Origin of the sequence: Streptomyces reniochalinae, assembly GCF_003323735.1 — a bacterium.
Taxonomy (GTDB): domain Bacteria; phylum Actinomycetota; class Actinomycetes; order Streptomycetales; family Streptomycetaceae; genus Streptomyces; species Streptomyces reniochalinae.
Genome location: NZ_QOIM01000042.1, coordinates 789,979 through 804,779 on the forward strand (window position 1 = coordinate 789,979; position 14,801 = coordinate 804,779).

Annotated in this window: 13 protein-coding genes and 1 pseudogene; 7 read left to right on the forward strand and 7 right to left on the reverse strand. The window is 68.5% G+C overall.

The genetic code is table 11. From position 1 onward, the window contains the following. Nucleotides 1-241 precede the first annotated feature (241 nt). Nucleotides 242-1,855 carry a hypothetical protein gene (locus tag DQ392_RS34165; RefSeq protein WP_147266592.1) on the forward strand — a complete coding sequence of 538 codons (1,614 nt, stop codon included), beginning with the start codon at nt 242-244 and terminating at the stop codon, nt 1,853-1,855. Next, entirely contained in the window at nt 1,852-2,592 is a 741-nt protein-coding gene (locus tag DQ392_RS34170) for a hypothetical protein (protein ID WP_181856612.1), read from the forward strand. The genes DQ392_RS34165 and DQ392_RS34170 overlap by 4 nt, the downstream gene beginning before the upstream one ends. 101 nt (nt 2,593-2,693) lie before the next feature. Here the strand turns inward: DQ392_RS34170 and DQ392_RS28975 are convergent, their stop codons facing one another. Both DQ392_RS28975 and DQ392_RS28980 read right to left on the reverse strand, forming a co-directional pair. Then, entirely contained in the window at nt 2,694-3,194 is a 501-nt protein-coding gene (locus DQ392_RS28975) for an NUDIX domain-containing protein (RefSeq protein WP_181856613.1), read from the reverse strand. A 34-nt stretch (nt 3,195-3,228) separates the two neighbouring features. Further along, nucleotides 3,229-4,584 (reverse strand): NsdA family TPR-like regulatory protein, encoded by a 1,356-nt coding sequence (locus DQ392_RS28980; RefSeq protein WP_114018604.1) that lies wholly within the window; start codon nt 4,582-4,584, stop codon nt 3,229-3,231. Between the two features lie 184 nt (nt 4,585-4,768). Between DQ392_RS28980 and DQ392_RS28985 the strand changes: the two genes are divergently transcribed. From DQ392_RS28985 to DQ392_RS29000, 4 genes are all read left to right on the forward strand, one after another. Next, nucleotides 4,769-5,515, forward strand: coding sequence for a hypothetical protein (locus DQ392_RS28985; protein ID WP_114018605.1), 747 nt, complete (start codon nt 4,769-4,771; stop codon nt 5,513-5,515). Nucleotides 5,516-5,601: 86 nt separating this feature from the next. Continuing rightward, complete coding sequence (locus DQ392_RS28990) at nt 5,602-6,516, forward strand: phosphotransferase family protein (protein ID WP_114018606.1); 915 nt, start codon at nt 5,602-5,604, stop codon at nt 6,514-6,516. Then, nucleotides 6,517-7,212: a class I SAM-dependent methyltransferase gene (locus DQ392_RS28995; protein ID WP_114018607.1), complete on the forward strand. Its 696-nt coding sequence runs from the start codon at nt 6,517-6,519 to the stop codon at nt 7,210-7,212. It abuts the gene before it with no gap. Between the two features lie 41 nt (nt 7,213-7,253). Further along, on the forward strand, nt 7,254-7,823 hold the full coding sequence (locus DQ392_RS29000; RefSeq protein ID WP_114018608.1) for an HAD domain-containing protein: 570 nt from the start codon (nt 7,254-7,256) through the stop codon (nt 7,821-7,823). Between the two features lie 278 nt (nt 7,824-8,101). On the opposite strand, the pseudogene DQ392_RS29005 reads toward DQ392_RS29000, so the two are convergent. The 5 genes and pseudogenes from DQ392_RS29005 to DQ392_RS36035 form a co-directional block, all read right to left on the reverse strand. Next, nucleotides 8,102-9,817 (reverse strand): annotated as a pseudogene (locus DQ392_RS29005) (relaxase/mobilization nuclease domain-containing protein). Then, a complete protein-coding gene (locus DQ392_RS29010; RefSeq protein ID WP_342774984.1) occupies nt 9,814-10,323 on the reverse strand; it encodes a plasmid mobilization relaxosome protein MobC in 510 nt (169 codons plus the stop codon). Before DQ392_RS29010 ends, DQ392_RS29005 begins: the two are co-directional and overlap by 4 nt. A 506-nt stretch (nt 10,324-10,829) precedes the next feature. Continuing rightward, nucleotides 10,830-12,374 (reverse strand): DnaB-like helicase N-terminal domain-containing protein, encoded by a 1,545-nt coding sequence (locus tag DQ392_RS29015; RefSeq protein ID WP_114018609.1) that lies wholly within the window; start codon nt 12,372-12,374, stop codon nt 10,830-10,832. Between the two features lie 125 nt (nt 12,375-12,499). Then, entirely contained in the window at nt 12,500-12,730 is a 231-nt protein-coding gene (locus tag DQ392_RS29020) for a helix-turn-helix transcriptional regulator (RefSeq protein ID WP_114018610.1), read from the reverse strand. 403 nt (nt 12,731-13,133) lie between these two features. Next, nucleotides 13,134-13,364, reverse strand: a complete 231-nt coding sequence (locus DQ392_RS36035; RefSeq protein ID WP_181856614.1) for a hypothetical protein — start codon at nt 13,362-13,364, stop codon at nt 13,134-13,136. A 37-nt stretch (nt 13,365-13,401) separates the two neighbouring features. Here DQ392_RS36035 and DQ392_RS29030 point away from each other — a divergent pair, with 37 nt between their 5' ends. Then, nucleotides 13,402-14,679 (forward strand): tyrosine-type recombinase/integrase, encoded by a 1,278-nt coding sequence (locus DQ392_RS29030; protein ID WP_114018612.1) that lies wholly within the window; start codon nt 13,402-13,404, stop codon nt 14,677-14,679. The last annotated feature ends 122 nt before the right edge of the window (nt 14,680-14,801 follow it).

Sequence of the window (14,801 nt, forward strand, 5' to 3'; positions counted from 1 at the left end):
TGTCTCGCCAGCGGTGCGTGCTGCCCGGCCGGAATTAGCCCCTCCGTCACAAGACTCTTCGCTTGGGCCCGGCGTGATGATCGTGGTGGGGGGGCCGCGCTCGGGTCGCCGCACAACAGCATTGCGGATCCTGGATTCCTGGCTCCCTTCTTTCGGGCCTGTATATGAGCTGTACCCGGATTGGGACGAGGAGGATACTTCACTCGTTCCTTGTAGGCCGGGCGTAGGATACCTGCTCAACTTGACGGGGAGTCAGTCACCGCTCAGCTCGAAATTCATCCAGCAGCTTCCCGGCTATGCGCAGCGTGCGAAGGAAATCAGCTCATGCCTGATGATCGTTGCCACCGAGTACGTTGCGGGTCCGCTCCTCACGCCAGGTCAGTCTGAGGCTGCCGTACCGACTATCAAAGTCGACCGTCCGCAGCCCGTCGATGTGGTGCGCCGCCGTATCGAGACTGCCCCCGATCCGGTCCAGCGCTCTCGGGTGGCTTGGCTGCAATCGGGGCAGAGCGACTTCGCGGAACTACTAAACGGTGATGAGTCGCCTGGCGAGGCGGTCCGGCTGGCCGAAATCATGCTGGCAGCTGATGGACCGAATGACAGGGAAGCTGTGGACCAGTACCGCGGCTGGAAACACAAGCTCACCGAGTGGTTCGGCGGTGACGATGAGTCCGCGCCGGCAGTCCGTGCGCGGCAGATCGCCGCAGCTTGCCTAGACGGTGCTGACGGGCGCATCGTTCTGGACGCGGCGGATCTCCTTTTGCCTTACGAGGAGTTCAACTGGCCTCGCAGCATAGGCGGCCCTCTAGCCGGAGCTGACGAAGCCCAGCGCTGTGAGGCTGCGGATCTGCACTTCGCAAACGGCAAGATCTCCATCAACCACAAGCGCCCCGGGGCGGGGCCGGCGCTGCTCAGGCATGTGTGGCGTACTCGCCCGCAGGTAGTTCCGCTCCTGCGACGCTGGCTCGGCGAGATCAGCGGACCGAAGGGGATTGCTGCCGGGTATCTCGACAAGATCGCCGAGGCGCTAGGAAGTGTAGCCGAGAGCGAGGGAGTCGGCGTCGTCCTCGAACTGATCGAACAGTGGCTGGAAGCCGACAGCGCTCAGCACACGAATCTCGCTTGCGACGTGCTTGCTCAGCTTAGCCTTGACCCGGCTAATGGAGCCCGTGTTCGGCAGGAGCTCGGAGGCTGGGCAAAGGCAATCACCAAGCCTGATCGTCAGCGTGCGGTCATCACGGTCTGTCGCGGAAAAATGGGGAAGGAGTACCCGTCAATCGCCCTAAAGCGCATGCAGTATGTGTTGGAGCGGGAGTCCGGGGAGTCCATACGCCAGGAGGCCGTCACCACCGTAGCCGTACTCCTCACCGACCCCGACCAAGGGGCACGAACGCTGAAGACCCTTTCCGACTGGGCAACAGGTGACGTACCGGACGGACGCCATCGCACACTCTTCCTCAACGCTTTCGACCAGTCAGGATCAGCACTCGAAGAACGAAATACCGACCCGGCACTCGGCTTGTTGGCAAGGGATGGTGAACTGGGCCAGGCCGTACAGAGTCTGCTGCAAAAGGGCTGGGGAGCTGTTTGGGCGAGTCCCGGCCTGCGCCCCAGAGCATCTCGGGTCCTCGCTCGTTGGGCGGCAGCGGCCGAGGCCGGGCTGCTTCCCGCTGATGCGGTGGAAGCTGTCATCAGCGCAATCTTCGCTGAGCAGGCAGATGCCCTTAGTGATGACCTTGATCGAGTCATCGGCGGTGAGGGGGCCTTCCGTCGACAGCTCCGAGGGGCATTTGTGCAGACCGTTCGCGATCGTGCCGATCGCGGTAGTCGCGACGAAGCGCGGCAGGTGGCGTGACGGTGGTGAGAATGCCCCGTCGACGAGACCGTGGCAGCAGCGGCACGCGTTTCATCACCCGTCTCGAAAGCGCTAACCATGGGCTGTATTTCGAGGCCAGGATCACCTACGGCTGGCAACGTGTGCCGGAGCAAGGGCCACTATTGTACGGCGATGAAGTGGCACGGTCACTCCTTCGTGACCTCGCTTCCCGTATTTGCGCCGATTATCCGGTGCTGTTGAACCGGGAAGCGCAGGACGCAGTGAATGCCGAGCTTGGCCAGCCAATCTGCGGAGACCCGCGTTTGGAGGTTACCGGACGTGTGCGTCTCTCTGTAGCGGATCACACCGTGGCCATCGCACGGCGCCGTGTAGAAGCTGCCGAACAGCAGCGGCTGGCGGAGGCCGCCGAAACCGCACGCCTGGAAATCCTCCGTGAGCGGCTGCTCGACCAGCACCTCGGACCAGTCTGGTGGGTCGATCGTTACGCGGACCTGCAGTTCGCCACAGGGGACCCCAAGCAGAAGACGAAGTCGGTACTGGATGCATATGAGTTGATCGCCGACCTGCTACGCAGAACCGACCCCGAGCGCAGGGCGGACGACGAGATGGCCGCATTACGCGCACGAGCAAGCGAACTGCTTGCCACTCTGGAGGACCCAGCCACGCGTAAACGGGCCGGAAATTTGCTAGAGGCCATGGTCGCTACCTTTACATCGCCCGTTGAAGGGACGAGTGATGGCAACGACGAGTTATGACACCCGCCAATGAGCCTCCTGAGCAGCAACGGTCGGCTCGCCGCCTGATAGCAGGTCGGGCGAGTCGCATCGTGAACCTAGAATGAGCTCCTGGGACGGCGTCAGCGCCAGCCGTCGAGGGAGACCTGGGGTCCGTCGGTGAGATAGCGGTGCAGGGCGCTGGCGGTGGTGTCCACGAACTCTTCGGGGATGGCCTTGACGTCGACCCAGCGGACTTGGGCGTGCTTGCCGGGCTCGCGGTTTTCGGGCTCGCCGGTCCAGTCGTGGGTGGTGAAGACGACGGTGAAGAAGCCGTTGGGGGCTTCGACGCCGCGGGCGCCGTGGATGAGGTGAGCGACGCGGAGGGATTCGGGCTTCACCGTCAGGCCGGTCTCTTCGTACAGCTCGCGTACGGCGGTGTCGGTGATGGGCTCACCGGGGTCGTTCTTGCCGACCGGCAGGTCCCATTTCCCTTGCGCGAACTTGGCGTTGGGGCCGCGCTGGAGGAGCAGGACGCGGTCGTTGGCGGTGTCGTGGACGATGACCGCGGCGACCAGCAGGGTCATCGATTCCAGGGCGGGCGGCAGGGTGCTGGGCGGGTTGTCGGTGTGCGGCTGGGCCACGGTGTTCCCTTCGTTCGCCGGGGTGGTGGGGATGCTAGACGAGCGCTTCGCGGACGCGGCGGTGGAGCTGGGCGGCGCCGGGGACTTTGCGCCGCTGGTAGGTGGCGAGAGCGGGGCGGATGGACGCGATGGCCTTGCGAGTGCGGTCGGAGGTCATACCGTCCATCAGATCCAGGGCGGTAGTCCAGGCGGCGATGGCTTCGTCGGCGCGGGCCTGGGCGGCGAGGCTGTCGCCGAGGTCGGCGTGGGTGAGGGCGTGCACGCGCTTGTACTTGTGCGAGTCCCAGCGGGTGAGGGCGGCACGGTGTTGGAGCTCGGTGCCGGGGTGGTCGGCAAGATCGGTGAGGGTGCGGGCGGTGTGGCTGGCGACGGTGCCGGCCGCCGGGCCGGAGACCAGGGAGTAGCTGGGCTGGGGCCCGTCGTCGCGCAGGAGCGCGTCTTCGGCGGACAGTAAGGCGCGGGCGGCAAGGGGTTTCTCGCCGACGGCGGCGTAGGCGCGGGCGTGGGTGATGTGGAGCAGGGCCTCGGTCTGGCCGTCGACGTGGCCGAGCCCGCGGGTCAGGGCGCCTTCGACGAGGTCGACGCAGTGGTGGGGCTGTTTGAGGCTGAGGGCCTGGTGGGCGAGGGCGCGCATCATCCAGGCGGCGTGGGCGTGTGGGTCGGCCTCGCAGGCGAGTTGGTAGCCGACTTGGTAGTAGCGCTGGGCGGCGCCTTCCTGGCCGAGGTCGTGGTGTTTCCAACCGGCGAGGTAGGCGAGTTCGGCCACTGCCCCGAATGCCTGGCGGCGTACATGCTCGCCGGGAAAACGACCGCGTAGCAACGGGGCTGCGGTGTCGGCCAGGTAGGCGGTGACGGTGGTCAGGCCGTGGCCGCCGCCCAGGCGTTCGTCGGCGGCCATGAAGGCGGTGGTGATGTGCCGTACGACGGCCACGTCCTCCTCGCCGATGGTCATCTGGCCGGTGCGGGCGCGCAGGAGCCGGGAGGTGGCCTCGTGGTCGTAGCCGAGGGGCATGGTCACCCCGACGGTGGTGAAGGCGGCGATGGCGAGGAAGCGGCTGCGTTCGACGTCCGCGCGGCCCAGGTCGGCGGCTGTCGCGACCGGGTCCTCAGCGGAAGCGAGCGGAGCGTCGTCGCCGCGCAGACCGATCTCGCGGGTGGTGACGCTGCGGCCGGTCCGTCGGGAGAGAGCCTCGGCGAGGTACTGCGGAATGCGGCCGGTGGGGCGGCGCACGCCGTTGATCCAGTGGGAGATGTTGGCCTTGCCGGTCTGCAGCACTTCGCCGTTCTCCGCTGCCACTTGGCGCACGGCACGGGCCAGCGCCTCGTAGGTGTAGCCGGATGCGGCCACCGCGTCCCGGAGTCGGGTGTTGGGTTCGTGCCGCGTTGTCACAGCCCCTCCCCGGACAGTGCTGTAAACCGCGTATACCACCTTGCGTGCTCTCCACCGTACCGACTGTGAGTGTTGCTCGGTTCACTGTTTGCAGGCCGCCCGGAGCACACGGGCACATCCCATCCAGGCTCCCCACCCCTGGTCCGGGCGGCCTCCCATCCGTACGAGCAACGGAGGCACAGGCATGACCACTCTCGCCGACACGACGATCACGGTCGAGCTGCCGGAGGCGTTCGACCCGCGCTGGAGCCGCCTGCCGGGCATCACCGTGGACGGGCACCGTCTCACCCTCGACCCGGACGCGTACTTCTTCCGCTTCGAGGCGCACAGTTGGCTGCTGGCCGACTGGAACCTGGTCAAGACCGAACTGCTGCCCGCCCAGGAGACCGCGGAGAGCGCGGTCGAGCAGTTCGCGCTGGAGTTCATCAAGGCGCACGCCGCCTCCACCACCGACGCCGCCCAGGTACTGGCCACGGCCTGGCAGGTGTACGCCTACCTCTTCCGCGACGAGCACCTGGACGGCCTCGGCCTGCCGCAGATCACCGCTGATCATCTGCGGATGCTGCGGCAGGCGGCCACGCTGATGGCCCTGAACAAGGTCGAGTCGGACGGCCACATCTCCAACATCGGCCCGTGCTGGTTCTTCCCCGCCGCCACCTCCGTCGTCTTCGATCTGGACGAGGAGATGGGCGGAATGCTGGACGAGGTCTACCACGGCGGCTGGTTCAACGAGCACCGCCGGATCGAGTCCATCAAGGCGCACGCCGCTCTCGGTGGTCGGCTGGTGCACGGCTGCCAGTCCGTACCGGAGCAATCGGGCGGAGTGGTGGCTCCCTACGGCACCGCGATGCCCGCCTTCCGCGACGAACTGGCCGCGCTCAAGGGTGACCTGATCGACCGGGTCTACGCCCACCGCCCCATCCAGAACTGACCGCAACGGACGTCCCTTGTACGGCCGCTGGGCGGGCGAGGCCCCGACCGCCCGCCCAGCGGCACCACCCACGCTGGAGCCTCGTGATGGACCAGAAGAACGCCGCTGCCGAACTCCTCACCGACTTGTCCACCCTCACCAGCCGCTCGGCACCCGCTCGTGCCCCGGTGCGCGTGTGGTCCATGTCCGGCGTCGAGCGCGTCACCTTCCCCGACAGCTCGACGGCTGTTTTCAAGTACGCCCGCGCCCCCTTCGACAACGAGGACCAGGCTCTGCGCATGGCGCGCACTCGTGGTGTGCCCGTACCCCGGGTGCACGCCTCCGCGCACCGGGAGGGCTGGCTCGGGATGCTGATGGACGACCTTGGGGAGCCGGCTCGCGAAGGTGATGACCTCGATGGCGCCGCAGCGGCTGTCGTGCTGCATGCCGCCGGCCCCACCACCGTCCTCCCTCTGCTGGACGAGGCTCGCCTTGGCGCCCTCCCGAGGAGGGCTCTCGACCACCTCGACCAGCTGCGCAAGACTGAGCGCTGGACGGACGCCGGGGACGTCGAGGGCGCCCTCGACTGCCTCGCCCAAGCCGCTGCCACGCGGGCCCGTGGCACCACCGTGGCCCCCTTCGGCTGGGTGCACTCCGAGTTCCACCCCACCAGCCTGCACATCACCCACAACGGATGGCGCCTGCTGGACCTCGCCCGTGCCTTCACCGGCCCCGGACTGCTCGATCTCGCCAGTTGGCACGGCACTCTCGACGAGCCCGACCCCGCGCGGTTGCGCGGGCTGCTGGAGTCCTACGTCGCGGCAGGCGGCACCCCAGATGCCCTCACCGAGCGCGGCGGCCTGACTGCTGAGGCATGGGCGCTGGGCTGGCACCGCGTCTGGGCGGTGGAGTGGTTCATGGAACTGGCCGTGCGCTGGATCAACGACCCGGCCACCGATCCCGCCTACCTCAAGGTCGTACGCCGCCACCTCGCGGAGGCGGTACGGCTGTTGGAGGCGTAGATGTTCGCTGCACACCCCTCGCCCTGGCACTCGCACGCGCTGCAACGTCTGGCCGACGGACCGGCCGAACCGCTCGTGCCACCGTCACGCATGGAGTGGACACCGCATCGCGGGCACGGCCCCGGTGCCGAGCTCCTCGGCACGCGTCTGCACGGCAAGCGGGCCCTTGAACTCGGCTGCGGCCCCGGTCACAACGCCGCCCACCTCTCCCACCACCACGGCGTCCAGGCGACCGCCATCGACCTCGTCGGTCTCCAGATACGACGTGCCCGCAGCCATTACGGCCACATCCCCCATCTCACCTTCTCCGCCGGGCACGCGCTGCACTACCTCCACGCAGCCCAAGAGCCCTTCGACGCCATCTACTCCGTCTTCGGCGCCATCGGACTGGTGGCTCCCGAGCTGTTGCTACCGGCCGCTGCGGATTGCCTGACCGATCGCGGGCTGCTCGCCTTCGCCGCGCCCCACCCACGACGACGCGGAGGTACGCCGGAGCCCGGAGTTTCCCCCAGCCGGGACCTGCTCACCCTTCCCGACCGCAGCCGACTCCCCATCGTCCGCTGGGACCTGGAAGCGACCGCCTGGAGCCATCACCTCCACCGCGCCGGACTCCGACAGATCACCAGCCAGACCGTCAGCCACCCCGGTGGGAGTCGTCGCCCCACCACGCTTCTGATCACCGCACGCAAAACCTGACCCGAACCGGCCTCACCCCCACCTCACCCGAGGAGGCACCGATGCGTCAGCTCCACCTGCTCATAGACATCGACGGAGTCCTCATCCCCTTCCCCGCCCCCGACGGCGCCACCCCCATCGACCACGTCCGCCACCACGTCGTACCGGCCGGACGCCCCTCCACCAGGCCGGTCCCGGTCTGGCTCAACCCCGCCCACGGCGCCATGCTCAGCGCGCTCACGACCACCAGCAGGCTCACCGCGCAGTGGTGCACGAGCTGGCGAGACGACGCGAGCAGACTCATCGCGCCGCTCCTCGGACTGCCGGCCTGGCCGCACCTCAACCTCCCGCGTCCGCAGATCACCACCAGCCACCCCAACGGCTACCTGTGGAAACGCGACTTCGTCGACGCTTGGCTCGACGACACTCCCACCGCATGGATCGACGACGATTTCACTGCCCTCGACCACGCCTGGGCCGCCCAACGCACCGCCCGCGGCCTGCCAACTCTCCTCATCCAACCCGACCCCCACGTCGGCCTGCTGCCCAAACACCTCACCGCAGTGGAACGTTGGGCCTCACACACCGCCTCGCACCTCGGACAACAGCCCATGGCCAGGGAACCGCTGTGAGCCCGCTGCCCCTGACTGCGCAAACCGACGATGGCAACCACTGGGTGACCGGCCGCTGCATGCTCTACTGCCGACGCGGCAGCACACGCGTCCTCTGGCTCGGGCCCATTCACGCCCCCGGTGCAACCGGTGCCATGTACGGCTGTGGGCAGTGCATCGCCGAACTCAACTACATGGTCCATGACCAACTGCGTCGGAAGAATCTCGGCGCAATCCCAGTACACGAAAGCCACGCCCCTGGGCCCTGACAGCTCCTACCGCTGGCTATGCGGGAGAGATCAGCGTTGGCGCCGATGCGTGTCTTGAGGAGTAAGCCGGTGCTGCGCGGCAGCCGGAGGCTGGCTGGGCTGTTGGGCTGCCAAGCGGGCGTGGGTGCTGCGCGCTTGGGCGGCCTGAGCTCGGGCGCTGGGAGCGGGGCGTTGCCCGAGACGGTGAAGGCGCCAGATGAGGACCTCTGCCGGGAAGCGCGTGTCGTCCAGCGTCCGTTGCTGGGCTGTCTGTTGGAGGAGGCGGGCGGGGTTGTGGCCGATGTTCCCGGCCGTGGCCAGTGCGCTGGTCAGGGCGCCCCAGGAGGGATCGGCGAGGATGCGCTCGGCGTGGTCGGGCACGACCTGGCGTACGTGGTGGGCGTAGCGATGAGCGCCCTGATGTGCAGGTGCGCGTTCACGGAGGTTCACCAGGGGCTGGGCGGCTGCCTGCTGGTAGGCGGCTTGGACGTGGTGCAGCGCTTGGCGCGCGGCGGTTTCCTGCTGGGCGTGCTGCCGGGCGGCATGCCAGCGGGAAGCGGCGGCCATGGCGAGAATGGCGGCGTCGAGCACCATGGCGAAGCCTGCCCCGTCCTTGGTCGGGGGCTGTCGGAGCATGGTCTTGACGGCGCCGCGCAGGGCGCGGGCGTGCTGGTGGTCGGCCTAGATGCGGGAGCGGGTGGCGCGCTCGAAAGCCGTTGCGGCCTGGCGGAGTTGGGGTTGCATTTGCTTGGGGGCGAGGAGGGGGAGGGCGTCGAGTGCTTCACCAAAGGCGGCAAGGTGGGCATGGGCTGCCGCGTCGTCCTGCCCGCGCTCCAGGAGCGAGGGGATGCGGTCGATGCTGGCGGTGGCCTGGTGCCAGGGGTCGGGGCGCCGGATGTCTCCCAGAGCAGCGGCTGGTGGCAGGTCGGTGGCGTCGAGGCGTTCGCGGATCTTGGGGAACGAGAGGTCGGGGGCGAGTGTGGAGCCGGAGAAGTACACCGGCTCGCCCGTCTTGTTGGTGTCTCCGGTCAGGGCGATCTTGTAGCCGCGTACGTCGCCGGAGGGGAAGTACTGCACGTCCACCAGGACGTCGTCGGTTTCGGTGAGCAGGTGGAGGAACTCCTGCGGGCTGGTTGCGGCGGAGACCGCGGTGCGCACGGTGGTGCGCAGCTGCTCGCGGGCGGTGTGCTGGCGGCCTGTGCGGTGGGCTTTCTCGGTTTCGGCGCGGGTGGGGCGTTGGGCGGCGGTGCGGTCCCCGCGTGGGCGCTGGTGGAGTCCGTAGTCCTTCTCGACGGCCTGCAGTTCGCGGTCGGCGGTGAGGTAGTCGTTCCAGTGGCGGGCGGGGCGCAGGTCGCCGCGGACGGTGGTGGCAGCGATGTGGATGTGGTCCTCGGCGTGCCGGACGGCGACCCAGCGGCAGCCGTCCGCATCCCCCTCGGGAGCGATGCCGGTGGCGGCCACGATGCGGCGGGCGATGGCGGCCCATTCGGCATCGGTGAGGGTGCGGTCCTCGGGGGTGGCACGCAGCGAGCAGTGCCACACGTGCTGGGCGGGCGCGGCCTGGCCGGCCTGCTGCACGCGCAGGTCGAGAGCCTGGGCCAGTTGCCGGTGGGCGGCCTGGGGGCCACGGCTGCGGCCGGGGTCGGGGGCGAAGTCCTCCCAGGAGGCGACCAGGTGGGGGTCGGTGTGCTCGTTGGCTCGGCCGGGCCCGTAGAGGTAGCGCAGCAGCTTGCCGGTGTCCCTGCCCCGGCTGATCTTGGCGATCATGCGGCCCTCGCACGATCGGCCACGGCCTTGTCGGAAGCGGTGTCGATCGCAGCCGCCGTAGCCTGGGCGGTCTCCAGCGCCTTCTCGGCCTGCCCCAGGACGGCGGTATCCACAGGGCGTGGGGCGCCGCCGCTGTTGAGCCGGAAGGCGACCTGGTTCACGTTGTTGCCGATATAGGCGACCTGCCTACGCAGGGCAGCGAGTTCATCGATGAGGTCGTCAACTGCTGTGCGCTGGCCCGGCAGGCTGAGGTCGCCGTCGAGGTAGGCCATGACTGCGGCGCCGACCAGGTGGGCGCCGGCGATGTTCAACGACCGGGCCCTGGTGAGGATCTGGGCCTTCTCCTCGGCGCTGTAGCGCACATCGACCCGCTCCTGCCGCTGTATGTCCTTGCGCTGACGCCGTCGGGCGATGCGGTGCAGCGCGGCCTCCTCCGCGGCGCGGCCGGTGCCAACGGCGACCGTCGCCTGTGTGGGCACCCCCTGGTGCCCGCGCGTCTCCGCCACCCCTGGGGCGGAGGCACCCCCGTTGAGACCGGCCTTGGACGGTCCAACGGCATACCTTGCTGCGTCGTTGTTCCCTGCCGTCGAGTGCGCGCGGGGATCGGCAAGAGCACGATTTATGGAGCGGTGTTGGCGGTCGGGCATACGTGCATCTCCTGGGTTCTGGGCGTGGGTGGGTTTGGTCCGGGGCTGAGCGGATGGATCCGCTGCGTCGTTGCGGACCGGTCACTGCGGCGCGTTCGCAGTGGTCATGGGGTCGTGCACGGAGGGGCGTACACGCGAGCCCCTCTCTAAGGAGGGGCTCGCGCGTGTACGCCACGGCGTGTGTACGGCGTGCACGCCGCCGTGAACGGTCTACCTGGGGTTTCTCGGTGAGCGTGTACGGCGTGAACGGTGCGTGGACGGTCTCGCGTACACGGGGTGCGTGTACGGTCCCGTGAACGCTCCAAGTGCCCTGCGTGGCTGATCGATTGCGGAGGGCATTTGCACGGTCAGCCCGGTCTTGGCGGTCACGAGGCTGCGGTCAGGTGCCGGGCGGAGGGACGGTAACGGGCCTGGTTACCGCCTCCGGAGCCACCGGCGGCGCCCTCGGTCTTGGTGGCCAGGCCGGACTTCACCAGCCGCTCCAGGCGGCGTCGGGCCCTCTCCACATCACCGCGTGCCGGGGTGGCCTCGCCGGTCAGTGCGGTGGCCAGTTCCCGGGCGGTCAGCCCGTCGGTGGCTGACCGCAGCAGGGTGACCGGGTCGAGGCTCTGCTCCACGTAGGAGGTGCCCCGGTCGTGGTTGTGGATGACCGGCAGCGGGCCGATCTCCCCGGTCACCGTCTTGAGCTGGTGGACGGTGATCGCCGGGTCACCGGCCTCACCGGCGATGAAGAGCACGCTGCCCGCTCCGGAGGTGAACCACGTGGAGCCGTAGACCCGGTCCAGGACAGGGCGTTGACCGCGCGGGGCTTCGGCGGTGGCCTTGCGCTGGTGGTGCAGCTCCAGTAGCTGCACCCCTTCGCGTAGCGCGTGCTGGCGGGCGTTGTTGTAGGCGATGGCGGCCTCGTCGTCGGTCAGCTTGCTGACCGCGTCCTTGAGGCTGTCGATCACCACGGTGTCCGCGCGGTGGGCGGCGGCCAGCTCCGCCAGGAGGTGAGGCTCCTTGTCCAGGGTGGCGGGCAGGGGGCCGGACCACACCGCGAGCCGGTCGCGCAGCTTCGGCTCATCGGCAGGCCCCAGACCCTGCGCCAGCGCACGGGCGATCTGGGGCGGCCGGTCGAGAGCGAGATACAGGGCGCGCCGGCTCTCGGCGACCGGCAGATCGAGGACGGCCGCATAGACGCCCAGGCGGGCGAGGAGGAGTTGGTGGGCGAGGCTGGTCTTGCCCACCCCCGGTGGCCCGACCAGCATCAGGCTTTCGCCCTCTGCCCAGGCGGTCTGCTCCCGCGTGCCCCACAGCGGTTCGGTGTCCGCTCCGGTATCGGTGATGAAGGACCACCCGTCGGTGGCGTAGCGCGCCAGCCGCGAGCCACCTGCTGCGTTCGCCCGTTCACGTCCGTCGCGTACCGAGGTCTCCAGCTCGGTACGCACCCGCTCCGGCTCCACGCCGGGGTCGGTGGCCTGTTGGGCGGCACGGAGCGCGGCGGCTTGGAGGGCTCGGCGGTCGGCCATGCGCCGCACGATCTGCGCGTAATACGCCGAGCTGCCGCCCGCGTGCGACAACGTAGCCAGGCTCTGCACGTACGCCGGTCCTCCGACCCGTTCCAGATCGCCGCTCGTGCGCAGTGCGTCGATGAGGGCGATGGGGTCGGCCGGGTCGCCGTTGTGGTGCTGGTGGGAGAGCGCGCGCCATACGGTCTCGTGCGCAGGACGGTAGAAGTCCGCAGCCTCCAGGTGCTGTTGGATCTCGTCCCACGCCTCGCGCGCGTGCATGCACGCGCCGAGCACGGAACGCTCGGCCTCCAGGTCGCACGGAGGGGCGGAGAAGGGCGCCGACGGCTCCGCTTCCTCAGGTGGGCGGTCCCAGGACTGGGGCGACGGGCGCGACGGCGGAACCGTACGCTGCGGCACAGCACGTCCTCACTGGTGGTGCGGGGTCTGCGGCCCCGGCCACCTCAGGCAGATCGTTCAGACACGGGCGATGAGTTGAGGAGTCAGCGGCCCTCGGCGTTGGTGCGCCGAGGGCCGCTGCGCGCCTATGCCGAGAGCCCGTACGTGGACTGGGCCGTCAGCCACTCCTCCACCTCCGGCCAGCGGTAGCGCAGGTGGCGTCCGACCTTCAGGACGTTCGGGCCGATGCGGCGGTGGTGCCACTGGTAGAGCGTCTTCACTGGGACGCCGAGGTAGTCGGCGACTTCGTCGGGGGCCGCCAAAGGCGTGCGCCCCGAGCCGCTGGAGTTGGAGGCGCGGCGAGAGTTTTCGGGCATACGAGTTCCTTCGCTGGGGGTCGGGGGATGGACAAGATAGCCATAGGTTGGCCGGTACATCCAGCGGCATTGTGAGGAATTTTTGCGGCCTCGCCAAACGAGCTCGCCGGAGGCATTTCTACGGTAGACCCGAATCCGCTGTGGATCTTCATCGCCGTGTTCCAGGCGGTCACCTTGTCCGGTTTCACCCGCGATTGCCCAGGGGGAGTGGGTGACGTCGTTCGCCGCATAGGACCAGCTCATGGCGCGGTGTAAAGGTCAGGCGGCACAACGCCGCGGGACCGTACCAGAAAATTCCGGCCGCACCGAATCGCGGTTTCCTGTCACGCTCCGACTTGGCCAGGGCGAGTTGTAGAGACTTCTAGAACCAACTCTTGCCAGCGTCTGCGACTCCAAGTTAGAGCTATCTGTCATGGCAAAACGAACCGTTGAATTCGGCCCCGTCGGTATCCATACCGCGCGGAATATCGAGCGTGTGCGTCGATCGCTCGGACTGACCCAGTCCGTGGTCGCGTACCGCTGTACTGCGCTCGGCCGGCCCCTGGCCACCACCGCCCTCAGCCGTACCGAGCAAGCCCGTCGCCGCTGTGACGTCGACGACCTCGTCGCCATCGCTGCTGCCCTCCGGGTCCACCCCTGCAGCCTGCTTTTCGTTCCTCCGGCGGCGCCCCTTGGCTGAGCCGTACGACCGCTGGCACAAGAAGCGCCCGCGGACCGACGAGGAACGGTGCAAGGCGCACAACAAGGTGCCGTCCCGCGAGCACGAGCGTGGAAAGCGCTGGCTGGCCCGCTGGCGCGACCCCGACTGCGAGCAGGAGAGCGAGAGCTTCGCTCGGTACGAAGACGCGCGCCAGCATCTCGCCAAGATGCAGAACGCCGTCGACGAGGGAACGTACATCGACCCGCGGAAGGGCGATTCTCCCTTGAAGGCGCTGGCCGAGCAGTGGCTGGATAACCAGACCTTCGACAACCCGCGCACCTACGCCCAGTACGAGTCTCGCGTCCGAAACCACATCATCGAGCCGCTCGGCGCGATGAAGCTGCGGCAGATCAAGCCCTCCACCATCCAGACCTGGATCAAGCGCCGCCGCCAGGTCCTGGACGAGACGACGGTGGGCCTGGTCTTCACCCATCTCACCTCGATCATGGCCATGGCCGTGGACGACGACCTGGTCCCGAAGAACCCCTGCGTGGCCGGATCGGTGCAGCGCATGCGCCCGCGACGATCGAAGAAGGCCGCCCGGGAGGTGCCTCTCTCCTGGGAGGAGACCGACGCCATGCGGAAGTGCCTCCCCGCCCGCTACCAGGCCACCGTCGACTGCGGGCGAGGGCTCGGGATGCGCCAGGGAGAGATCTTCGGCCTCAGCCCCGACGACGTCGACTGGCAAGCCGAGGACAAGGTCGTCCACATACGCCGTCAGGTCGTCCACGACCGGGGCACGTTGGTCTTCGCTCCACCCAAGGGCGGTACGGAGGACGACCCCAAGGACCGCTACGTACCAGTCGGCGAGGAACTGGCCGAGCTGCTGGCCGAGCACATGCGCCACCACCCGCCGGCGAAGGTGACCCTCCCGTGGTGCGAGCGCGGCGGTGGACCGGTCACCGTGCGGCTGCTGTTCACCACTCGCGAGCGGAAGGCGCTCAACAAGAACTACGTCAACTACCTCTGGAAGAGCGCCCTGGAGACGATCGGCGTCATAAGCGCCCTGAACGACAAGCCCGTCGGCAGGGGCCGCAAGTGGGAGGACTGCCGCGACAAGATGATGCACGCCCTCCGCCACCTGTTCGCCTCAGAAGCGATCAACGAAGGCGTCGACGTCTACACCCTCGCCGACCTCCTCGGCCACGAGGACCCGGCGTTCACGCTCCGCCGGTACGTGCACCGGGTGTCCGGAGCAGCAGAGAAGGCAAGGAAGGCGATCGGCAGGCGCTACCGAACCGCAGCGTGAGTGGGCTTGATTCGGTTTGACGGACATTCGAGATCAGGGGCGTTGCCCCGGAAGGATGTCCATCATGGAGAGCATGGGGAAGAAGAAGCCGCGTCCTCGCCGCTCGTTCACACCGGAGTTCA